A 20,522-nucleotide genomic window follows, 5' to 3' on the forward strand; every position below is an offset into this window, starting at 1 on the left:
GCCTTTTTCGTAACTTATTTAAGTTTAATGAATCAGTTCTTCTTTGCCTTGGCCTTCTTCGGCGCGACAGCTGCGGCTGCGTCGGCCTTGGCGGCAGCAGCTTCAGCGGCAACCTGATCGGCGCTCTTCGGCGAAGTGTCGATAACCGCGCGCACGCCGCCCTTGGCGGTCAGCTGGCAGACTGCGGTGCGCAGATCGACCTTCAGGTCCACATCCGTACCGCCATTGGCGCCCGGACGGGAATCGACAGCGCTGATCACGCGTTCCGGCAGGAAATACTTGTTGGCGGCGGCAGTGATGCAAGGCTGCGCCAGGGAATAGTCGACCGTCTTAACCGGAGTCGGAATGAAGCTTGGCAGCGAGGAGCTGGCCGCTGGCACCGGGGAATCGGTCTTGCCGGGGGTGATGGCAACCGGCGCGGTCGTCGTACAGGCGGCAGCAAGCGGGGCCAACATGGCGATTGCAAGGAAACGGGCTCCGGTGCGGACTCGTCCGTACATAATGGTCTTCCTCATTAGGTCTGCTGGATAGGTAAAATTTTAATTTCGATAACTATTCGGTTTTAGCCGATTGTCGAGTGGCAGGAACGCCACAGAGCCGGAATTTCGATTCGCATCCACAAAACTGTCGTCACTGTTTTGCGAGAATCCAGTTTACCATCTCCCGCCAGTCGGTCATGCGGATGGGCGTACCGTGATTGCCGGACTCGAACCGCCGGAACTGTACCGGATAGCCCGGCGCGCGTTTGCGAATTTCCCCATAGAAAGCTTCCTGCCGGTCAATAGCGAAAACCGGATCGCGGCTGCCATGTCCGAAGAAGACCGGCACACGCCGCTTGAATGTCGCCGATGTGAAGAAACCGTCGTCCCACAGCGAACCCAACAGAATGAGCCCGGCAAGCTCTCCGCCAGCCTTTTCATTGGACGCGATGCGCCAGCAAAGCGAACCACCCTGCGAACCGCAGGACAGGATCAGCGGTGCGGAAGGCGACGACGCCTTCAAGGCCTCGATCAGCCCCGCAATCTGCGCTTCGCCCGTAGTCGCGAAATCCTTGAAATCCGGCGTGACATAGAGACCGCCATTCAGCGCGGCCAAATTCTTGACGCGGTTGAAATTGCCGCCAAAGGTGAAATCATTCATCCCCTGCAAGCGATTACCGCCGCGACCGTGCAGATAGATTACGATGAAGGATGCCCCCTGCTGCTTGCCAGCGACCATGGCCTTCACAGGCCCCGCCGCGGTCTGAAAGGTGACATCCTTTTGATAGGCGCGCGCTTTCAGCGAGACATAGCTGTCCTTGACGCGCTTTTCCGGCACGCTATCGCGACCATTGATGTCGCGCATCTCGTTGTAATCAATGATTTTATAGTCGCCGCCATCGGCGCTGCTCAACACGCCGGGATAGGCGAAGGCATCATCCTTGAAAGGCGGCAGTGGCCCTTGTGCCCAAGCTACGGACACCGACAACAGCAGCGCTGCCATGCCCCCAAGTCCAGCCTGCGCTGTTGCGTTCAATCGCATTTTCATTCTGCCTCCTCCCCTCCAGTCAGCCGATCACAATTCGAGCGTGTGATAGCGCCGGTTCAGATAGATGAGCGCAGATGCATCGGCATTGGACCGCAGGCCGATCACTTCGCCAAACAGCACATGATGCGTCGAATGATCCTGAATGCTGACAACCCGGCAGTCGAAAGCCGCCAGCGCATCGCTCAGCACCGGCGCGCCGGTGGCAAGCCTGTCCCACGTCGCCAGTTCGAAGCGCTCATCCTGTGTCAACCCGATGCGCCCGGAAAAGGCATCGGCCAGTTGCTGATGTGTTCCAGCCAGCGTGTTGATTGCGAAGACACCGTTTTCGATGAACAGGCGATTGTCTTCATGAACCTTCTGAAGGCAGATCAGAACTGTCGCGGGAGCGTCGGATACCGAACAGGCCGCCGTCAATGTCAGGCCGCGCCGTCCTGCCGGGCCATCGGTCGTCACGATTTGCACCGCGCCTGCATAGTGGCTCATGGCATCGCGGTAAGCCTTGGGCTCCACAGATGCCGCACTGGAGATGATGTTATTTATCGTTTGCACGTCAGAATCGATCCGTTGCCGACCGTAATATTTAGCCGAAATACTGGCATAGATTACGGGCATTGCACAAAGGCGCGGAAACCGCTACCCACTTTTCGATCACATTGCCACGAATTGTATAAAGAAGACCGATAACGTGATTGAGTCTGGGAAGCTTCCCATTGCCACTCTGACAAGCCTTGCCATGCTGTTGCTGGCAGGATCGGGATTGGCGTATGCGGATAACATCCGGATCGGTCTGGCGGCACCTTTGACGGGCACTTTCGCCCCCTTGGGCAACCAGCTTGCGCAGGGCGCGCGTGCGGCTGCCGAAACACGAAGCACAGACTTGGTCATTTTCGATGACCGTTGCGACGCGGAAGGTGGCAAGGAGGCGGCAGAACGCTTCATTGCGCAAAATGTCCGCATCGCATCGGGCTTTCTCTGCGCCGAATCTCTCGAAGCCGCAGCCCCGCTTCTGGCCGAACGCAACATTCCGGTGATCATATCCGGCGTCAGCGAACAAACCCTTGTCGAGCGCCGCGCCGCAACGCCCCTGCCGGTGTTCCGCCTGAGCACGGGACTGGAAAAGGAAACGCAGGCGACGGCGAGTTTTCTCGGCAGTCTGTGGCGCGCCCAGCCCTTCGCGGTGATCGATGATGGCACCATTGAAGGCCGTGAGCGCGCAAGCCGGGTTCTTGCCAGCTTGAAAGAGCAGCAGCTACAGCCGGTTTTCACCGATACCTATCGCCCCGGGTTGGAAAACCAAAACGCGCTGGTTGCCCGCCTTAAGCGCGCTGGCGCCACCCATGTCTACGTCGGCGGCGAACGCGACGACATTGCCGCGATTGGCGCAAGTGCTGCTTCGCTCAATTATCCGCTGGTCATTGCAGGCAGCAGCCTGCTGGACGCCGCACCCGGCGCACAACGCTTGAGCGAAGGCACATTGATGACCGCGCCGCTGAAGCCGCAGGATTTGCCAACCGCGAAACCGGCAATCGACGCGCTTCATCAGGCGGGTCGTTTTGTCGAAGCCTATGCGATCACCGGCTATGCAACGGTGCAGATCGCCGCCGATGCCGTCAGCAAAGCCGATGAGCAAAAGCAGCCAGTGCTCGACACGCTGCGCCATACATCCTTCGAAACGGTGCTTGGCACGATCAAGTTCGACGGCAACGGCATGCGGACAGACAATCCGAACCGCTTGCAGCGCTACGAGGGTTCGCGCTTCATACCAGCCGATAGATAAGTCCGGCGATGCTTGCGACGATAACGAGGCTAGTCAGCAGGCTCATCGTCGCCCAGAAAAGGTCCAGCGCCGCGTCGATATCGGCCGCGTTGGCTTCGCGCTTGCCCGATGCATTGAGCATCGGCCCTTCCACTTTCTCTTCGCCATATTGACGCGGACCGGCGAGCGCCAGATCAAGCGCACCGGCAAAAGCGGATTCCGGCCAGCCCGCATTGGGCGAACGATGCAGGCGCGCATCGCTGCGCATGACCGAAAACGCTGCCTTTGCTGCTCCCCTGCTCCGGGTCGGTGCAGTTGCAAGCGCGGCCAGAAGGCCAGTCAAGCGCGCCGGAATATAATTGGCAACATCGTCCAGCTTTGCAGCGAAACGCCCGAAGTGTCGATAGCGATCATTGAGATGGCCGATCATCGAATCGGCGGTATTGATCATCTTGTAGGCGAACAGTCCCGGCAGACCGCCAACAAGAAACCAGAATGCCGGAGCAACAATGCCGTCCGAGGCGTTTTCCGCCAGACTTTCAATGGCCGCTCGACTGACACCGCCTTCGCTCAGCTGCTCGGGATTGCGCCCGACGATCATCGAAACCGCCTTGCGCCCGCCGTCGATGCCCGCGTCGCGCAGCCCGCGCGCAACCGCCCCGACATGATCGGCGAGGCTCTTTTGCGCCAGAAGCACCGCCACGATGAGAATTTCCGCCACGGCCCCGGCAGAGCCCGCAAAGGGCAGCAGGCTTTCGATCGCCAGCCCCAGCAGAATACAGGCCGCGACCAGCGCGATGGTCAGCCACATACCGTTCCGGCGCAGGACCGCGTCCGGCAGCGTGCGGTCGTTGAAACGCTTCTCACCCCAGGAAATTGCCTTGCCGAACAGCACCACCGGATGCGGCAGCCTGTGCCACAGCTGCGGCGGATCACCGACGACGCGGTCGAGGATGAGCGCCAGCGACAGGATAATCAGCTTTATTTCCATGGATTTAACCGAGATTCATGAATCACTTTTTCAAGCTGCTTTTCCGAGACATTGAATGAGCGCATGTTCCAGACGCGCAAGATCTGCATCGTCATTGGCAAGGCCGATGCGCAACCAATGCGGAGCATAGGCGAATTTGCGGACGAGAATATGGTTTTCGCACAATGCCCCGTGCAATCCGTGCGCATTGTCGTGCGCGACCAACGAGAACAGCGCGGTGCCGCCGACTTCCCACAATCCGCATCGCGCAAGCACATCGGAAAGTTCCCGACGCCGAATGTCTATCCGCCTGCGAAACGCCTGCAATGTCTCGCCACCCGCGAAAGCGTCGGAAGCGATGACAAGCGCCGGTCCCGGCACGGCCCAAGGACCCAAGCGCCGCGTGATCGTGTCGACGATTCGAGCCTGCGCGACGGCAAACCCCAGACGCACGCCAGCCAGGCCGAAAAACTTGCCGAAGGATTTCAGTACGATCAGAGGCTCGTCGGAGGCCAGCGCCGCGACGCTGACTTCGGGATGCGGATCGGCAAAAGCCTCATCCACCACCAGAAAACCACCTCTCGCGCCCAAAGTCCGGGCCAGAGCGCGCAGCTCATCTGCAGCAATTACCCTTCCGTCGGGATTGTTGGGATTGACGATGACCGCAACCGTCGCACTGTCGGGAATATCGGCAATGCCAGCACATTCCGCGACCTGCCAGCCAGAGGCGGCGAATGAAGCCGCATGTTCCTGATAAGTCGGCGTCAAAACGGCGACCGTCGCAGGTTGCGCCAGAGTCGGAATAATCTGGATCAGCGCTTGCGTGCCGGGTGCGGCAACGATAGGTGCGCCTGCCGGTATGCGATAATAGTTTCGTGCAAGTTCAAGCGTCTGGCGCAGCAGACCTTCATCCGGCAAGCGGTTCCAGACCTCGGCTGAAATGAACGGCAAGGGATAGTGCTCGGGATTGATCCCGGTCGAAAGGTCGAGCCAATCGCCCGATGTGCCGCCAAAACGCGCAATCGCCTTGTCGAGCGCGCCGCCATGTTCAATGCTGGATGTCACGCACGGTCTCCGGAAAAATCGATGACATGCATGAAGGAACCAGCGACCGATCCGACCCGCAGCCCGGCATCGCCCACATCAACCCCCGCTGCATCGCGGACTTTAAACAGCCTGTCCGCCGCGCCTTCGTGCGTGGTGCTGGCATAATGAAATTCGTGGCCTTTCAGCGGCACCTGCCAGGGCGACCCGCTCAATGGCTCCAGAACGCGATAGCCCAGATGCAGCTTGCGTTTGGAAAAACTGGTTTCCAGCGGCAAAAGACCCAGCATTGGATGCTGTTTGCCGCTGGCATCTTCCAGCGTCTCGCCCAGCACCATATAGCCGCCGCACTCGCCATAGATCGTCACGCCGCGCGCTGCCGCAGCCCTGATACCGTTCTGGAAATTCTGCGCGGCGACAAGCCGTTCCGCATGGAGTTCAGGATAGCCGCCCGGCAGATAGACCGCATCGGCGTCTGGCGACGGGGTTTCATCAGCCAGAGGCGAGAAGAAGGAAATTTCCGCCCCGCGCCTGCGCCAGCCCTCGAAAAGATGCGTATAGGCAAAGGCGAAAGCATCATCACACGCAACCGCAATGCGACTGCCGAGCGGCAGAAGACGCGGCACGTTGGCCATCGGATCGAAGCGTTTCGGTGCCGACCAGATGCGCTGCAGAGCAGCAAGATCGACATGCGCCTCAATCCTATCGGCGGCGTGATCGAGAAAGCGTTCGAGATCGGCATGTTCGCCCGCCTGCACAAGCCCCAGATGGCGTTCCGGCAAAGCCAGCGCTGCATCGCGCGGCAATGCACCCAAAACGGGAATGCCGAGCGGCTTCAGGGCATCACGCAACATGGCCTCATGGCGCGCACTGCCGACACGATTAAGCAGAACTCCCGCAACGAAAACATCCTTGCGGAACCGGCTGAAACCGGAAACCAAAGCTGCGATGGAATGGGACTGTTTCGCGCAATCCACCACCAGCACCACCGGCAAATCGAGCAGCCTTGCCAGATCGGCGGAAGAGCCCTGCCCGTCCAGCGCGCCATCGAAGAGACCCATCATGCCCTCGGCGATCAGCACCTTTCCACCTTCGGTCATCCGTGCCGACAGGGCGCTGATCAGTTCCATGCGCATCGCCCATGGATCGAGATTGAAGCATTCCACGCCACTTGCCGCCTTGTGATAGGCGGGATCGATATAATCTGGTCCCGTCTTGACTGGCGCAAGCGCCACATCGGCCCGCTTCAGGGCGCGCAACAAACCAAGCGTTACCGTCGTCTTGCCCGAACCGGACGAGGGCGCGGCGATCATAAAACCCTTCATGCGCTTTCGCCTCCGCGTCTGATATCCAAGGGATCGCTGACGAGCTGGCGGCCTTGTGCGGCGGCGATCCAATCGAGACCACCGCGCAACCGGACCACCTCTCCCACCACCACGATGGCAGGCGGCTTGAGCCCCGCAGCCTCAACATCGCTGGCCGCGCGCGCCAGCGTCGTTTCGAGAACGGTCTGTTCTGGCAGGCTGGCATTGCAGACAAAAGCGACCGGTTCGTCTGGCGAACGTCCGGCAGCGATCAGCCGCGCCGTGATGAGATCGATATGTTTCATCGCCATATACATGACAATAACCGGTGACGATTTTGCGATGCCATTCCAATTAATGCGGTCGGGCAGCAATCCCGTCGCATCGTGTCCGGTCAGGAACGTCACCGACTGGTTGATATCGCGATGCGTGGCGGCAATGCCCGCATAGGCCAGTCCGCCGATCCCCGCCGTGATACCGGGAACGATGCGAAACGGCACGCCATGTTCCACCAGCGTCAGCGCTTCTTCCGCTCCACGACCGAAAACAAAAGGATCGCCGCCCTTGAGGCGCAGGACTTTCTTGCCCTGCCGCGCCAGTTCCACAAGCCGAAGTGAAATATCGCGCTGCTTGGGCGACGGCTTGCCGCCCCGCTTGCCCGCATATTCCAGCACCGCCTGTTCGTTTTTCAGAGACAAACAGGCTTCGTCCACCAGCGCGTCATAGACGATGACATCCGCCTGTTGCAGCGCATTGACGGCATGGAGCGTCAGCAAACCCGGGTCGCCCGGCCCGGCGCCAACCAGCCAGACATGGCCCGGCTCCATCGCTGGCAGGGCAATGCCCCGTTCTGTCGTCGATCCGATTCCGCTCATTCGCTTCAACCATTAATAAATCTGGCGGCACTGCTATCAGATACTTTATAAGGCATCCATGAGTGACGAAACCGCAGACCCCAATAAAAAGCTTGGAAAAAGCGAGCTTAGACGTGGCTGGACCACGGGCGCGTGCGCAACCGCTGCCACCAAGGCGGCGCTGACGGCGCTTATTACCGGCGAATTTCCCGACCCGGTTGGAATCATCCTGCCGAAGGGGGAAGTGCCCTATTTCCAGCTGGCCTATGAAGGACTTGGCGAAGGTTACGCCATGGCGGGTATCGTCAAGGATGCGGGCGACGACCCCGATGTCACCCATGGCGCGACGATCATTTCCACCGTCTTTCCCGCTCCACCCGGAACCGGCGTGGTCTTTCGCGCTGGCGAAGGTGTTGGCACCGTGACGCGGGCCGGACTGCCCATTCCACCGGGCGAAGCCGCGATCAACCCCGTTCCGCGCCGCATGATGACCGAAATCTGCGAGGAAATCTGCGCCGAATACGGCCTCCCTGCCGATCTCGTCATCACCATTTCTGTGCCCGACGGCGAGGAAATCGCCAAGAAGACGTGGAACCCGCGTCTTGGCATTGTCGGCGGCATTTCCATCCTCGGCACCACCGGCGTCGTGCATCCCTTCTCATGCTCTGCCTGGATTCACTCCATTCATCGCGGTATCGATGTGGCGCGGGCGGCAGGCCAAAGGCATGTGCTTGGCGCGACGGGATCGACATCGGAAGATGCCGCGCAGGCGATCTACGATCTGCCGGATTTCGCCATTCTCGATATGGGAGATTTTGCAGGCGGCGTGCTTAAATATCTGCGCGATCACCCGATCGACAGGCTGACGATCGCAGGCGGCTTCGCCAAGCTCACCAAGCTGGCGCAGGGTGCGCTCGACCTGCATTCGGCACGCAGTCAGGTGGACATGAGCTTTCTGGCAGAGATCGCCGAACAGGCTGGCGCACCGGGAAACCTCAAGGACCGGATTCTCTTTGCGAACACCGCCAAGGAAGTGCTTGATATGACAAAGGCAATCGGCATCGATATCGCCACGCCGATTGCCGTCAAGGCGAAGGAAACCGCGCTCGCGACTCTCCGTGGCGCACCTGTCGATGTGGAAATCATCGTGACTGACCGGGCGGGAACAATCCTTGCCCGTGTCTAAACCCAAGGTTCTCATTCTGGGCGGCACAACGGAAGCTGCACAGCTGGCGCAGGAGCTTTCGACCTGGCCGGTTGCAGTCATGACCTCTCTTGCGGGGCGCACCGCCAATCCGGCACCTCTGCCCGGTCCGGTGCGCAGCGGTGGTTTCGGCGGCGCTGACGGTCTTGCCGCCTATATCACGGCTGAGAAAATCGACTACGTCATTGATGCCACGCATCCCTATGCCGCGCGCATTTCTCAAAATGCGGTGACGGCAACCGCATTGACCGGCACGTCCCTGCTCCGGCTTGAGCGCTCGCAATGGGTGCAGCAGAATGGCGACCAGTGGATCACTGTGGCCAATGAAGAAGAAGCTGCAAGACTGATCCCGGCGGGCGAACGCGTGTTCCTCGCGCTCGGGCGTCAGCATATCGCGCCTTTCGCAACCCGTGCCGACGCGCATTTCATCATGCGCATGATCGACCCGACCGACGCGCCCTTACCAAAGACGTGTGAAATTGTTCTGGCCAGACCGGGCACTCACGCGCAGGAAACGCAATTTCTGACGGAAAAGCGCATCGGGCTGATTGTCTGTCGCAATTCCGGTGGCGACACATCTTATGCCAAGATCAGGGCCGCGCGCGATCTCGCTTTGCCCGTCATGATGATCGCCCGCCCTCCGGTCATGGCTGAACATGTCACGGAGACAGTGGAAGAAACAATCCGGCTTATTCGCTTACACTTCGGATTTTGAGCGCGCCGCATGGCTGTGCGCTTCGTGATAGAGCGCCGAATCCCGAAAATTCTTCGGATCGAGCCCGCGCCCGACAAAAATCATCGCGGTCCGCTTCAAATCGGCTGCTTCGATCTTTCCGGCAATATCCGACAGCGTGCCGCGCAGGATGAGTTCATCCGGCCAACCGACGCGATAAGCCACCACAACCGGGCAATCCGCACCATAAAGCGGCGTCAGTTCGCGTTCGATCTTGCCAAGATTGCGGATCGACAGATGAATGACCAAGGTGGCCCCGGAACGACCAAGCGTGGCGAGGTCTTCCCCCTCCGGCATCGCCGAGGATTTCATCGACGTGCGGGTGAGAATGATCGTCTGGTTGACTTCCGGGATCGTCAGTTCTTGTTTCATCGCGGCGGCGGCGGCGACAAAAGCGGGAACGCCCGGTGTCACATCATATGGAATGCCCAGCGCGTCGAGCCTGCGCATCTGTTCGGCGACCGCGCCGTAAATTGACGGATCACCGGAATGAACGCGGGCGACATCCTGCCCCTTCGCGTGGGCTGCCGCCATTTCCGCGATGATTTCATCGAGCGTCATGGATGAGCTGTCGACGAGGCGCGCATCGGCGGGAGCGGAAGCAACCACATCTTTTGGCACCAGCGATCCTGCATAAATACACACAGGGCATTTTTCGATCAGCCGCAGGCCGCGCACAGTGATGAGATCTGCCGCGCCCGGACCGGCGCCAATGAAATGAACGGTCACTTGTCTTACCTGTTTTCTTGTCCCGCCACAGCCAGCGCAGCGGTGGCGTGCAGCAGGCCGGTCTTGTGAACGACGAGCTTTGCCGTCGGCCCCGCCCCGGCAAGCGCGGCAGCTTCCGCCACGCCATGGCATCCGACAGTCCGGAACACTGCTTCGGAAGGATTGACGAGACGCGGCGTTTCTTCTTCCAGACGCCCCGCCTCGAAGAAGCGCAAAGCACAATCGTAATGAGCGGCAAGTTCCGCCCAAACGGAATCACCGGCTTTCGATGCCAGTGTCGCGATCATATCGGGTTTGCGCAGACCACACTGGGATAGGACAGTGCCCGCAAGCGCCATCAGTTCGCCAAGCGTCGCCCCTGAAGAACTGCCCATCCCCAGAACGGCAAGCCGCGCCTCACGCCCCACAGGGCGAGCCCCGTTGCGCCTGCTGCAATTCCTCGCGCTTGATGCCCAGCACATCGGCAACACGCTGGATCAGCACCGTTTCCGATTTATCGATGCGATTATCGGCGCAGGCAATCGTCATCAGATCGCGCAACAACGACAGACGCCGTTCGGGCGCCATTTCGGCCAGCATGTTGGCGGCCTGCTTGGTGGTGGTTTCGTAAGCGAAATCCTTCAGATATTCGGCCACTTCCGGAATATCTTCCGCCGCGATGCCGAAATTCTTGAAGGCGATTTCCTTGAAGGCAGCAATTTCCGCCGGATGCTGGTCGCCATCGGCGAACACAACGTGCAGAAGCAGGAGCAATTCGGAAGCCAGCGCCGGATCATCGGCAACACGCTGCACGGCACTCTTCTTGTTCAAAAATGCGCTAATGCGGTCGAAGATGCTTTCGCTCATAGGCGCCCCTCCGGGTTCGTGGTTAGAAGCACATCATTAATGCTGGCGGATCGGGAAAACAACGTTATGTTGCGACATCAGTTCCCGGACCCTCTCCATGCTAGAATTCTTCGATACACTCACCCTGCTCCTGACGGCTGCCGCGTTCATCGCTGGCATCATCGATTCCATTGCCGGCGGTGGCGGCATGATTACCATTCCCGCCTTGCTGCTTGCGGGCATTCCTCCGGTGGAAGCGCTTGGCACCAACAAGTTGCAGGGTCTGTTCGGCTCGTCTTCGGCGACAATCGCCTATGCCCGCAAGGGTTACGTGAACATTCGCGAGCAATGGCAGGAAGCGCTTGCTTCACTCGTCGGTTCGGTTTTCGGCGCACTGCTCGCAACAGTTCTGCCGGTCGCAATCATGCGCGCCGCGCTGCCGCTGCTGTTGATGGCAATCGCCCTTTATTTCGCGCTGAAACCAAATATCGGCGATATCGACCGTTCCCGCCGCATCGGCCCGTTCCTGTTCGGCATGACCATCGTGCCGCTGATCGGCTTTTATGACGGCGTGTTCGGTCCGGGCACCGGATCGTTTTTCATGCTGGCTTTCGTGGCGCTGGCGGGCTACGGCGTGCTGAAAGCGACAGCCCATACGAAGCTTTTGAACTGCGCCTCCAATGTCGGCGGCTTTGCGACTTTTGCGGCTGTCGGCGTCATCAACTGGAAAATCGGTATCTGCATGGGCATTGCGCAGTTCATCGGCGCGCAGATTGGCGCAAGTCTGGCGATGAAGGTTGGATCGCGCATGATCAAGCCGCTGTTGATCGTGGTCAGCCTCGCTCTGGCTGTGCGCCTTCTGATGGACCCGACCAATCCGCTCCGGCAATGGGTTGGGTTCTAAACCCGTAGCGCCACCAGCACCACGCCACAGCCGATCAGCACGATGCCGAACCAGTTGATAGTCGACATGCGCTCACCGAGAAACACAGCGCCGAACAGCGCAACAAGCACCACCGAAAGCTTGTCGACCGGCGCGACGCGCGCCGCATCGCCAATTTGCAAGGCGCGGAAATAGGCAAGCCAGGACGCGCCAGTCGCCAGACCGGACAGGACGAGAAACAGCCACGACCTGGCAGAAATCTCACCCGGCCTTTGCCATTGGCCGGTGATCGTCAGAAACAGGCACAGCGCGCCGATAATAACAAAGGTGCGGACCAGTGTTGCAAAGTCCGAATTGATGCCCTGAATGCCGACCTTTGCGAAAATCGCGGTCAGCGCGGCGAATACCGCCGACATCAACGCCCAGAACTGCCAGCTTGCTAACATGATCAGAACTCTATCCCCTTCTGGGCTTTCACGCCCGAACGGAACGGATGCTTGATCATTTCCATCTCCGTGACAAGGTCGGCCACCTCTATCAGCTCATCTTTTGCGTTCCGACCAGTCACGATGACGTGCTTCATTTCCGGCTTGGCTTTCAGCACTTCGATGATCTCTTCCACGGGCAGATAATCATAGCGCAGAACAATATTCAGTTCGTCGCAAAGCACCATGTCGATCTCTTCGTCCATGATCATGGCCTTGGCCTGCTCCCATGCGCCACGCGCCATGGCAATATCGCGGCTGCGATCCTGCGTCTCCCAGGTAAAGCCTTCGCCCAGTGCCGAAATCGTCACCTGATCGGGAAATTTTTCCAGAACCCAGCGTTCGCCGGTGTCCCACGATCCTTTGACGAACTGCACAACGCCGATCTTCATACCGTGACCGAGCGCGCGGAACACCATGCCAAAACCGGCAGTGGATTTGCCCTTGCCCTTGCCGGTATGGACAATCACAAGACCCTTTTCCTCGGTCTTGGTGGCTTGTATCTTGTCGCGCGCGGCCTTCTTCTTGCGCATCTTGTCGGCATGGCGCGCATTCAGCTCTTCTTCCGTCATCGACAGAAGTTTTTCAGATTTCTCAGCCATTTGTCGCCCTTTCCGGATTCAACTTCTGAAGATTTTCCAATATGAACCGCGCTGAATTCGAACGCGGCGTCCAGAAACCGCGCTCGATGGCATCGTTCAGCTTCGCGGCGGTTTCCGCCAGCGCTGCCGGGTTCTTTTCAGCCATGAAATCATGCACCGCCTTGTCGGCGATATAGGCCTGATAGACCGCCTCGAAATGATGGTTCCCGACTTTTCCGGTGGTCGCCGCAAAGGCGAACAGATAATCGACCGTCGCTGCGATTTCCGCCGCCCCCTTATAGCCGTGGCGCATCACGCCCGCGATCCATTTCGGGTTTGAGGCGCGTCCGCGCACCACCCGCGAAAGCTCTTCCTCAAGCGTGCGGATCACCGGCTTTTCCGGTCGCGAATGATCGTTGTGATAAACCGTTGGCATGGCACCGGTCAGGTTTTCCACCGTCGCGGCCATACCGCCTTCGAACTGGTAATAGTCGTCGCTGTCGAGAAGATCATGCTCGCGATTGTCCTGATTCTGCACGACGGCCTGCACCGAACGCAGGCGCTCTTCGAGAAGGCCACGCTCTGCCTGCCCCTCCTCGCCCGCGCCATAGGCATAGCCGCCCCAGACAAGCCAGGCTTCCGCCAGATCGTTGCGCCCAACCCAACCGTTTTCGTCGATCAGCGCCTGCAATCCAGCGCCATAGGCACCGGGCTTCGAGCCGAACACGCGATAGCCTGCACGGCGTTGCGCCGTCTTTTCATCGACTCCACTGGCCACAAGACGCACCTGCTCTGCCGCCATGCGCGCCGCAATCGGATTGTCTTCCGCGTCTTCGGCGAGCGCTCCCACCGCACGCACGGCCTTGTCGAACAAGGCGATCTGTTCGGGAAACGCATCACGGAAAAAGCCCGATATGCGCAAGGTCACGTCCACACGCGGACGCCCAAGCATAGCGGGCGGCACGATTTCGTAGCCGGTGACGCGCCGCGAGGCCATATCCCAGACCGGCTTGACGCCGATCAGCGCCAGCGCCTGCGCAATGTCGTCGCCGCCAGTGCGCATATTGGATGTGCCCCAAGCCGTGAGACCGAAGGAGGTCGGCCATTCGCCATGGTCTTGCGTATAGCGGGTAACCAACAGTTCCGCCGATTTGCGTCCGAGTTCCCACGCGGCAGGTGTTGGCACCGCACGACTGTCAGTCGAGAAGAAATTACGCCCTGTTGGCAAGACATCGGGCCGTCCGCGCGTTGGCGCGCCGGATGGTCCCGGCGGCACGAAGCACCCATCGAGCGCAGCCAACAGTCCTTCGATTTCTGCGGGGCCACAGGCAAGAACGCTGGGGCGCAGATGATCGACGATCGCTTGCAACACGGCACCCGTCTGTTGCCAGTCTTGCGGACAAGCCTGCTCGCCCGAGACAAGCTTTGCTGCCAGAAGTTCAATACGTTCCACCGTATCGCCCGTGATGCGCCAAGTCGCCGGACTAACCTCGGCCAGCAATTCCGGCTTCGGCCCTGTCCACGGATCGGCCATGTTGCAATCCAGCGGATCGAAACCTTCATCCAGCCCCGCATCAGCCGCAATGGCGCGCTGCAAGCTCTGGTCACCGGCACTCCCGCCAAGCGAAACCGGCACACCACGCGGAACACGGGCCAGCGCCACCAGAAGATCGGTCAAAAGCCGCGCTTGAGGCGCTTGCCCGAAAATATGCAGCCCGTCGCGGATCTGCATTTCCTTCAAATCGCAGAGATAGGCGTCGAGCTTTTGCAGCGCCATATCTTCATCGTCATGGTCGTGAATGCCCGCATCGCGGTCGAGGCCGATATCGCGCACCAGATCGAGAATCTGCCCCTTGAGCCGCAACAAACGGCGTGGATCGACGCCCGAGGCTTCGTAATATTCATCGACCAGCGCTTCGAGATCTTTCAGCGGGCCGTAGCTTTCGGCGCGGGTCAAAGGCGGCGTCAGGTGATCGATAATCACCGCACCCGCACGGCGCTTCGCTTGTGTGCCCTCGCCCGGATCGTTGACGATAAACGGATAGATATGCGGCGTGGGCCCGAACACAGCTTCCGGATAGCAGTGTTCCGACAGCGCCAGCGCCTTGCCCGGAAGCCATTCGAGATTGCCGTGCTTGCCCATATGAACAATGGCATCGACATTCGCCACGGCGCGCAAATAAGCATAGAATGCGATATAGCCATGTGGCGGCACCAGATCCGGCGAATGATAGCTTTCCTTCGGATCGATATTGTAGCCGCGGGCGGGCTGAATGCCGGTCAGCGTTTCGCCAAGCCGCATCAGCGGCAGCGCAAAAGCAATGCGTTCCCGGTCGTAGAATGGATCGCTTTCCGGCTCGCCCCAGCGGGCGGTGATTTCCGCCTGAATCGCATTGGGAAGCTTTTTGAAAAAGTCGTTGTATTGATTGAGCGAAATGGTTTCGCGAATCTCGCGCCCATCGCGCGCGGCATTGGTCGGCCCTGCCATCAAAAGCTGCATCAGCGCATCGCCATCAGCAGGCACTTCGCCAGTCTGATAGCCCGCATCGGCCATGGCCCTGAGCGTCTCAACCGTTCCGGCAGGCGTATCCAGACCGACACCGTTGCCAAGCCGCCCGTCACGGTTGGGATAGTTGGCGAGGATTAACGCCACACGGCGTTCCCCGGCCTTCTTCCGCTTCAGTCGGACCCAGTTCGCCGCGAGTTTCGCAACAAAAGTCACGCGGTTTTCATCGGGCTCATGGGTGACGATATTCGCCTCCACCGCCGCATCGAACTGCCGCGCCGATTTGAACGAAACCGCACGCGACAGGACGCGCCCGTCCACTTCCGGCAAGGCAACATTCATGGCGAGATCGCGGGCCAGCAGTCCCTGCTGCGATGCCTGCCAGACCGCCTTTGGCGTGCCCGAAAAAATCACCTGCAAAACCATGTTGCCGCGCTTGTCGAGTACCGTCGGCTTGCGCTCAGCACCTGGCGACGAAATGGCAAAGCCGGTCGCGTTCAGCACGATATCCGGCGCGCAATCTTCGAAAACACCGTCCACCACGGCAGCGGACAGCCGGTCCTTGAGGCTGGAGACGAACAGAGGCAGCGGGTTGATGCCTTCCGCCTGCAAACCCGTAATTAGTGCTTCAACCGGCTGAGTCTGGCCGCTTTGCACCAGCGCGCGATAGAAGACGATTGCCGCAACGGGTGCATTCTCGATCCAACGACTGCTGATGAGATCGAGCGAAACCACCGCCTCGCCCGGCCACCAAAGCCCCGCCTTGAGCAGTGGCGCGGCTTCGGCTGGCTTTTCGCCGCCGTGGATCAGCGCGGCGCAATAATCGAGGAAAGCGCGCATGTTGGAAGCGCCGCCCTCAATCAGATAGCGCCACAACGCGTCACGGTCAGCGTTTGCAACCGTCGAAAAGCGATCCAACCCATGATCCGGCTTGTCGTCGCCCGGAAGCACCGCGATCTTGACGCCGTTGTTCACAGCGCAGGCATGAAGTGCTTCCAGCCCATAGGGCCAGTAGGTTTCACCGCCGATAATGCGCACGACAATCAGCTTTGCATGACGCACCGTCCGCTCGACATAAGCATCGACGGACATAGGATGCGTCAGGCTCAGAAAACTGGCGAGCCGCAGGCTTGGCCCGTTTGGCTCAGCGCGGTGCGCCTGCGCAAGACTGGCCAGCTCCGTGTCGGCGGCGGAAAGGAACAGAATGTCACCGGGCGTCTGGCCGAGATCGACGGCCTCATTGCCGTCGCTGATCGTTCCTTTCTGGGCAAGCAGAAGATGCATTACAAAACTGCGTCTTTCACGGCCTTGGTAATGGCGGTTTCATCGATCTCATGCAGGCCGATGACAACGAGACGCGTCGAACGGGCTTCATCCTTGCCCCATGGGCGGTCGAAGTAATGCTCGATACGCGGGCCGACAGCCTGCACCACTAGACGCATCGGCTTGCCGGGCACATCGACAAAGCCCTTGAGGCGCAGAACATCATGGTCGGCGATGATGGTCTTCAGCTCTTCGGCAAAAGCCTTCGGGTCCGACACGGAACCGGCCTCGACCACAAAGCTCTCGAATTCATCATGATCATGCTCGTGACCATCGGCATGATGAATTTCATGATGCGACTTGCGGTTGGCGATATCGTCTTCCGTACCAACGCCAAGACCAAGCAGCACATCAGCGCCAAGCTTGCCGAAGCTTGCAGGCACCATGTTGACGCGGCGCGACGAGCGCTCGGCAACATCCGCCTTCACGCTATCGAGGCTTGAGGCATCGATCAGGTCGGCCTTGTTGAGCACGATCAAGTCGGCCGCATGAATCTGATCTTCAAACAGCTCTTCCAGCGGGCTTTCATGGTCCAGTGATTCATCGGCGGCGCGCTGCGCATCCACCTTGTCATGATCATCAGCGAAGCGGCCTTCGGCGACAGCGGCGGCATCGATCACCGTGACCACACCATCCACAGTCACCTGCGTCTTGATTTCCGGCCAGTTGAAGGCAGCCACAAGCGGCTGTGGCAAAGCGAGGCCGGAGGTCTCGATGACGATGTGATCCGGGCGATCCGCGCGGTCGAGCAGCTTGGTCATGGTCGGGATGAAATCGTCCGCAACGGTGCAGCAAATGCAGCCATTGTTGAGTTCGATCACATCTTCCTCGCGGCAGGTTTCGATGCCGCAACCTTTCAGAATACCGCCATCGACACCAAGATCGCCAAATTCATTGATGATCAGCGCAATGCGCTTGCCATTGGCGTTTTCAAGCAGATTGCGGATCATCGTGGTCTTCCCCGATCCGAGAAACCCGGTAATCACGGTCGCCGGTATCTTTTGGCCCTGCATAAAATTATCCCTTCATCTTGAGCGGCAAGCCCGCCGCCATGAAATAAACTTCGTCTGCCGCCGCAGCGATGGCCTGATGCAAAAAGCCTGCATGATCGCGAAATTCCCGCGCCATGCGGTTTTCCGGCACGATGCCAAGACCCACCTCGTTGGAGACGAAAACAACCGGCCCGCCCAGCTCAGAAAGCGCGGTCACCAGATCACGCCCTTCCGCAGCAATGTCGCGTTCGGCCATCATGAGATTGGTGACCCACAAGGTCAGGCAGTCAACCAGCACAAATCTGGACGATTGTGCCTGTTGCAAAAGCGCGCCCTTCAGCTCGAACGGCTCTTCGACTGTTTGCCATTGCGTGCCGCGCCGGTCGCGATGCACCGCGATGCGACTTTCCATTTCTCCGTCGAAGGCCCGACCAGTCGCCAGATAGACCGGCTGAAGCCCGGAGGCTTCAACCAGTTTTTCGGCATAGGACGATTTGCCTGAACGGGCTCCGCCAAGAACAAAGGTTATTTTTCCGGGCAGAGCCATGCTTTCAGCCTTCCAGTTCCGATGAGGCGTAATGCTGGATGAACCAGCCAAGCGCCAGACCAATCACCGCCCACATGAACAGGTTCGTCGCCAGCGAGGCGACCGCATATTGCGACGCAAGCAGCGACGGAATAGGCGACGCAATATCCTCAGGATGCGGCGCGCCATAGAGATGCGGCGCAATAATGGCGATGAGGCCGAGCAGTTTTGCCCAGATTTCTTCGCGCAGCACGATGAGATAAAGGCCGACGCCGCTGAGAACAACCGTCGAAATCCACCAAAGCTGGCGCTCTGCAAGATCGTCGGCAGGCATGGCTGGCAGTTCCGGCGACAGACCGAGCGCAGGCAAGAATGCCACCGCAAAGAAACCGGCCATGCCCCAGTAAAGCCCGTTCTGCACGGTGATCGGGCGACCAATCAGCAGCGCGATACCGCCAAGCAGCAGTGCAAAACCGGCACCCGCAACAAGATTGGCGAGGATTGTATTGCCAAGGCGACCGAAAGGCAGTTCTGCTCCGGCTCCTTCTTCCTCCGGCGCGGCAGTTGCCGCATGGTCATGGGCAGGCGTCTCAGCGGCGTGTTCATGCGGCGCGGCTTCCGCCGGTCCGTGGCTATGGCCGCCGCCCGCCTCTTCGTAAACTTCCGCCTGAATGATCAGCGGCACGGTTTTGAGATACATGGCAGGCGTCACCAGAAGCCCTGCCAGAAGGCCCGCAGCAAGCGTGGCCAAGAGATAACGGATCAACATTTCAATTCCCCAGCTGCAAAGCCCGTCGGTAGCAAACGCTATCCGACGCTCTGCAATGTCAGCTTCCTAGAAAAACAGACATATGGTCATTTCCCCATGCAAACCGGCCAAGGGCGCGGCTCACAATGTCGATGCAAAGCATCAATGGCAGGGAAAACCGTAAGAATGGCGGGTATCATGCGCTGAATCGTGCAGCGCATCCGAATGCGCAATGCCAACGCCATAGATAAGAAACGCGCCGAGAAGCAGGGAGACCACCGCCGTACCGAGGCGCGCAGCCAAAGGCAGGGGAATAGTAGCGGAGACAGAATTATTCATACGTGCAGCCATGACAACCTCCGTGCAGGCAGCAGGGAAAAACCTCCCATGGGGCGCGGGTAAAATACCCTTCTGCAACAGGCAGGTCTCCTGGCTCGCGGGTCGTCGGTAATGTCACCGCCTTCCCGGAACGTGATGTTCCAGTGGCTGCCGGTTGCCCGGCTTGGCTTCATTCCTCTCCGCTCTACAGTCGCGGGGTCGGCTGCGATAGAAACGCCCTGATTGGGTCCGTCCTTCGCATTCCCTCTTGGTTTCACCAGATTCGTCCGGCGAAAACCTGTCACATGCGCGGACATTAAGCCTTTGCTGATAGGCCGTCAATCAGCGCGAGGGCGCAGAAATTGCCCCTTGCGCCGAACCCAGCGGTCGATGGTCTCCGCCTTGGCATTGATCCTGGGCCAGAGCCACAACATCACGCCCACCACCAAACTCCATGCGATCACCACATCCGATAGAAAATGCGCGCCCATGAAAACACGGTTCATGGAAATCAGCATGAGGATTGGAATGAAAATCGCGGCGGACATAACGCGCCAGCGTTCAGGAACGAATATTAAAAGCGACAGCATCGCAGCCGCAGCAGCGCCCTCTCCCGACGGAAATGAGCAGTTTTTGCTACATGTCGCAGCCATCTGCCAGGCCGGTGTAAAATTCATTGAGCCGCCAAATTCCAGCAGATGTCGTGGCCGCGCTCTTCCGATCAGCAACTTCAGGCTTTGCGTTACGATGCCTGGGCCAAGCGCAAAGGTCAGAAGCACATAAAGCACCTTGTGAGGGGCGATAGAAAGGATGGGGCGCCGCCACAACGCGTAGAAACCGATCAAAACCAGCATTGCAGCCAGCAACCAACACTGACTGACACGGTGGAAATCCCTAAGGGCGACCCAAGCCGGTGAATTCGACGCGGAAAAATCCCCGTGTTTGAAAAAATATCGGCTGGTAATCAAATCGACCTGAGGCGAAACAATGAACAATGCATTGACCGCCAAGAGTGAATATACGTAGAGATGACGGCGAAAAACAATATGATGATTTTGATATAAAAACCTCAATATCAAAATAGCCTCATTATAATTTTAAATATATTTTGAATGAAACGAGATGGTAAAAATGCCAGTATAAATTTTTATACGATACAGTATATTAGAATTATCTGAAATTTATATATAATTAAGACTTATTGTCATATCAGA

General features: G+C 59.1%; 22 protein-coding genes and 1 riboswitch. Of the genes, 4 read left to right on the forward strand and 18 right to left on the reverse strand.

Annotation, left to right across the window (positions count from 1 at the left end):
- Positions 1-32 precede the first annotated feature (32 nt).
- From ABWW11_RS08225 to ABWW11_RS08235, 3 genes are all read right to left on the reverse strand, one after another.
- Positions 33-500, reverse strand: a complete 468-nt coding sequence (locus ABWW11_RS08225) for a hypothetical protein (protein WP_109369275.1) — start codon at positions 498-500, stop codon at positions 33-35.
- Between the two features lie 130 nt (positions 501-630).
- Positions 631-1,521 (reverse strand): alpha/beta hydrolase, encoded by an 891-nt coding sequence (locus ABWW11_RS08230; protein ID WP_109370254.1) that lies wholly within the window; start codon positions 1,519-1,521, stop codon positions 631-633.
- 33 nt (positions 1,522-1,554) lie between these two features.
- Positions 1,555-2,076 carry a flavin reductase family protein gene (locus tag ABWW11_RS08235; protein WP_109370255.1) on the reverse strand — a complete coding sequence of 174 codons (522 nt, stop codon included), beginning with the start codon at positions 2,074-2,076 and terminating at the stop codon, positions 1,555-1,557.
- Between the two features lie 136 nt (positions 2,077-2,212).
- Here ABWW11_RS08235 and ABWW11_RS08240 point away from each other — a divergent pair, with 136 nt between their 5' ends.
- Positions 2,213-3,304, forward strand: a complete 1,092-nt coding sequence (locus ABWW11_RS08240) for a branched-chain amino acid ABC transporter substrate-binding protein (RefSeq protein ID WP_371830789.1) — start codon at positions 2,213-2,215, stop codon at positions 3,302-3,304.
- Here ABWW11_RS08240 and cbiB read toward each other — a convergent pair.
- The 4 genes from cbiB to cobA are packed head-to-tail and all read right to left on the reverse strand — an operon-like array spanning position 3,285 to position 7,476.
- On the reverse strand, positions 3,285-4,274 hold the full coding sequence (gene cbiB / locus ABWW11_RS08245) for an adenosylcobinamide-phosphate synthase CbiB (RefSeq protein ID WP_319080324.1): 990 nt from the start codon (positions 4,272-4,274) through the stop codon (positions 3,285-3,287). The genes ABWW11_RS08240 and cbiB overlap by 20 nt on opposite strands.
- A gap of 30 nt (positions 4,275-4,304) precedes the next feature.
- Entirely contained in the window at positions 4,305-5,318 is a 1,014-nt protein-coding gene (gene cobD / locus ABWW11_RS08250) for a threonine-phosphate decarboxylase CobD (protein WP_109369278.1), read from the reverse strand.
- Complete coding sequence (locus tag ABWW11_RS08255; RefSeq protein ID WP_109369279.1) at positions 5,315-6,622, reverse strand: cobyrinic acid a,c-diamide synthase CobB; 1,308 nt, start codon at positions 6,620-6,622, stop codon at positions 5,315-5,317. Before ABWW11_RS08255 ends, cobD begins: the two co-directional genes overlap by 4 nt.
- Positions 6,619-7,476, reverse strand: coding sequence for a uroporphyrinogen-III C-methyltransferase (cobA, locus tag ABWW11_RS08260; RefSeq protein WP_109369280.1), 858 nt, complete (start codon positions 7,474-7,476; stop codon positions 6,619-6,621). The genes ABWW11_RS08255 and cobA overlap by 4 nt, the downstream gene beginning before the upstream one ends.
- Positions 7,477-7,534: 58 nt before the next feature.
- Between cobA and ABWW11_RS08265 the strand changes: the two genes are divergently transcribed.
- Both ABWW11_RS08265 and ABWW11_RS08270 read left to right on the forward strand, forming a co-directional pair.
- On the forward strand, positions 7,535-8,641 hold the full coding sequence (locus ABWW11_RS08265; protein WP_109369281.1) for a cobalt-precorrin-5B (C(1))-methyltransferase: 1,107 nt from the start codon (positions 7,535-7,537) through the stop codon (positions 8,639-8,641).
- Positions 8,628-9,374 carry a cobalt-precorrin-6A reductase gene (locus ABWW11_RS08270; RefSeq protein WP_109369282.1) on the forward strand — a complete coding sequence of 249 codons (747 nt, stop codon included), beginning with the start codon at positions 8,628-8,630 and terminating at the stop codon, positions 9,372-9,374. The genes ABWW11_RS08265 and ABWW11_RS08270 overlap by 14 nt, the downstream gene beginning before the upstream one ends.
- Here ABWW11_RS08270 and cobM read toward each other — a convergent pair.
- The 3 genes from cobM to ABWW11_RS08285 are packed head-to-tail and all read right to left on the reverse strand — an operon-like array spanning position 9,357 to position 10,967.
- On the reverse strand, positions 9,357-10,121 hold the full coding sequence (gene cobM, locus ABWW11_RS08275) for a precorrin-4 C(11)-methyltransferase (RefSeq protein ID WP_109369283.1): 765 nt from the start codon (positions 10,119-10,121) through the stop codon (positions 9,357-9,359). The genes ABWW11_RS08270 and cobM overlap by 18 nt on opposite strands.
- A gap of 5 nt (positions 10,122-10,126) precedes the next feature.
- The gene (locus tag ABWW11_RS08280) at positions 10,127-10,495 is read right to left on the reverse strand and encodes a cobalamin biosynthesis protein (protein ID WP_109369284.1); all 369 of its coding nucleotides are present in this window, start codon (positions 10,493-10,495) and stop codon (positions 10,127-10,129) included.
- A 22-nt stretch (positions 10,496-10,517) separates the two neighbouring features.
- Positions 10,518-10,967, reverse strand: coding sequence for a tellurite resistance TerB family protein (locus ABWW11_RS08285; protein ID WP_109369285.1), 450 nt, complete (start codon positions 10,965-10,967; stop codon positions 10,518-10,520).
- A 97-nt stretch (positions 10,968-11,064) separates the two neighbouring features.
- Here ABWW11_RS08285 and ABWW11_RS08290 point away from each other — a divergent pair, with 97 nt between their 5' ends.
- A complete protein-coding gene (locus ABWW11_RS08290; RefSeq protein WP_109369286.1) occupies positions 11,065-11,850 on the forward strand; it encodes a TSUP family transporter in 786 nt (261 codons plus the stop codon).
- Here the strand turns inward: ABWW11_RS08290 and ABWW11_RS08295 are convergent.
- From ABWW11_RS08295 to ABWW11_RS08330, 8 genes are all read right to left on the reverse strand, one after another.
- Positions 11,847-12,275 carry an EamA family transporter gene (locus tag ABWW11_RS08295; protein ID WP_109369287.1) on the reverse strand — a complete coding sequence of 143 codons (429 nt, stop codon included), beginning with the start codon at positions 12,273-12,275 and terminating at the stop codon, positions 11,847-11,849. The two genes, ABWW11_RS08290 and ABWW11_RS08295, sit on opposite strands and share 4 nt — an antisense overlap.
- Positions 12,276-12,277: 2 nt before the next feature.
- A complete protein-coding gene (cobO, locus tag ABWW11_RS08300) occupies positions 12,278-12,916 on the reverse strand; it encodes a cob(I)yrinic acid a,c-diamide adenosyltransferase (RefSeq protein ID WP_109369288.1) in 639 nt (212 codons plus the stop codon).
- Positions 12,909-16,685, reverse strand: a complete 3,777-nt coding sequence (cobN, locus tag ABWW11_RS08305; protein ID WP_109369289.1) for a cobaltochelatase subunit CobN — start codon at positions 16,683-16,685, stop codon at positions 12,909-12,911. Before cobN ends, cobO begins: the two co-directional genes overlap by 8 nt.
- Positions 16,685-17,737, reverse strand: coding sequence for a cobalamin biosynthesis protein CobW (cobW, locus tag ABWW11_RS08310; RefSeq protein ID WP_121536344.1), 1,053 nt, complete (start codon positions 17,735-17,737; stop codon positions 16,685-16,687). The genes cobN and cobW overlap by 1 nt, the downstream gene beginning before the upstream one ends.
- Positions 17,738-17,741: 4 nt before the next feature.
- Positions 17,742-18,263 carry a bifunctional adenosylcobinamide kinase/adenosylcobinamide-phosphate guanylyltransferase gene (gene cobU, locus ABWW11_RS08315; protein WP_109369291.1) on the reverse strand — a complete coding sequence of 174 codons (522 nt, stop codon included), beginning with the start codon at positions 18,261-18,263 and terminating at the stop codon, positions 17,742-17,744.
- Positions 18,264-18,267: 4 nt separating this feature from the next.
- On the reverse strand, positions 18,268-19,011 hold the full coding sequence (locus ABWW11_RS08320) for a CbtA family protein (protein WP_319080323.1): 744 nt from the start codon (positions 19,009-19,011) through the stop codon (positions 18,268-18,270).
- Between the two features lie 141 nt (positions 19,012-19,152).
- Positions 19,153-19,341 carry a CbtB domain-containing protein gene (locus ABWW11_RS08325; protein ID WP_109369293.1) on the reverse strand — a complete coding sequence of 63 codons (189 nt, stop codon included), beginning with the start codon at positions 19,339-19,341 and terminating at the stop codon, positions 19,153-19,155.
- A gap of 51 nt (positions 19,342-19,392) precedes the next feature.
- Positions 19,393-19,625, reverse strand: a riboswitch (cobalamin riboswitch).
- A 21-nt stretch (positions 19,626-19,646) separates the two neighbouring features.
- Positions 19,647-20,387 (reverse strand): phosphatase PAP2 family protein, encoded by a 741-nt coding sequence (locus ABWW11_RS08330; RefSeq protein WP_124916209.1) that lies wholly within the window; start codon positions 20,385-20,387, stop codon positions 19,647-19,649.
- Positions 20,388-20,522: the final 135 nt, after the last annotated feature.

The organism is Brucella sp. NBRC 113783 (genome assembly GCF_040372265.1).
Taxonomy (GTDB): domain Bacteria; phylum Pseudomonadota; class Alphaproteobacteria; order Rhizobiales; family Rhizobiaceae; genus Brucella; species Brucella teleogrylli.

Coding starts and splice junctions, on each gene's coding strand:
- ABWW11_RS08225 (WP_109369275.1), bottom strand. CDS start 500: ATGTACGGACGAGTCCGCACCGGAGCCCGTTTCCTTGCAATCGCCATG.
- ABWW11_RS08230 (WP_109370254.1), bottom strand. CDS start 1,521: ATGCGATTGAACGCAACAGCGCAGGCTGGACTTGGGGGCATGGCAGCG.
- cbiB (WP_319080324.1), bottom strand. CDS start 4,274: ATGGAAATAAAGCTGATTATCCTGTCGCTGGCGCTCATCCTCGACCGC.
- ABWW11_RS08255 (WP_109369279.1), bottom strand. CDS start 6,622: ATGAAGGGTTTTATGATCGCCGCGCCCTCGTCCGGTTCGGGCAAGACG.
- cobA (WP_109369280.1), bottom strand. CDS start 7,476: ATGAGCGGAATCGGATCGACGACAGAACGGGGCATTGCCCTGCCAGCG.
- ABWW11_RS08265 (WP_109369281.1), top strand. CDS start 7,535: ATGAGTGACGAAACCGCAGACCCCAATAAAAAGCTTGGAAAAAGCGAG.
- ABWW11_RS08280 (WP_109369284.1), bottom strand. CDS start 10,495: ATGGGCAGTTCTTCAGGGGCGACGCTTGGCGAACTGATGGCGCTTGCG.
- ABWW11_RS08285 (WP_109369285.1), bottom strand. CDS start 10,967: ATGAGCGAAAGCATCTTCGACCGCATTAGCGCATTTTTGAACAAGAAG.
- ABWW11_RS08290 (WP_109369286.1), top strand. CDS start 11,065: ATGCTAGAATTCTTCGATACACTCACCCTGCTCCTGACGGCTGCCGCG.
- ABWW11_RS08295 (WP_109369287.1), bottom strand. CDS start 12,275: ATGTTAGCAAGCTGGCAGTTCTGGGCGTTGATGTCGGCGGTATTCGCC.
- cobO (WP_109369288.1), bottom strand. CDS start 12,916: ATGGCTGAGAAATCTGAAAAACTTCTGTCGATGACGGAAGAAGAGCTG.
- cobN (WP_109369289.1), bottom strand. CDS start 16,685: ATGCATCTTCTGCTTGCCCAGAAAGGAACGATCAGCGACGGCAATGAG.
- cobW (WP_121536344.1), bottom strand. CDS start 17,737: ATGCAGGGCCAAAAGATACCGGCGACCGTGATTACCGGGTTTCTCGGA.
- cobU (WP_109369291.1), bottom strand. CDS start 18,263: ATGGCTCTGCCCGGAAAAATAACCTTTGTTCTTGGCGGAGCCCGTTCA.
- ABWW11_RS08320 (WP_319080323.1), bottom strand. CDS start 19,011: ATGTTGATCCGTTATCTCTTGGCCACGCTTGCTGCGGGCCTTCTGGCA.
- ABWW11_RS08325 (WP_109369293.1), bottom strand. CDS start 19,341: ATGGCTGCACGTATGAATAATTCTGTCTCCGCTACTATTCCCCTGCCT.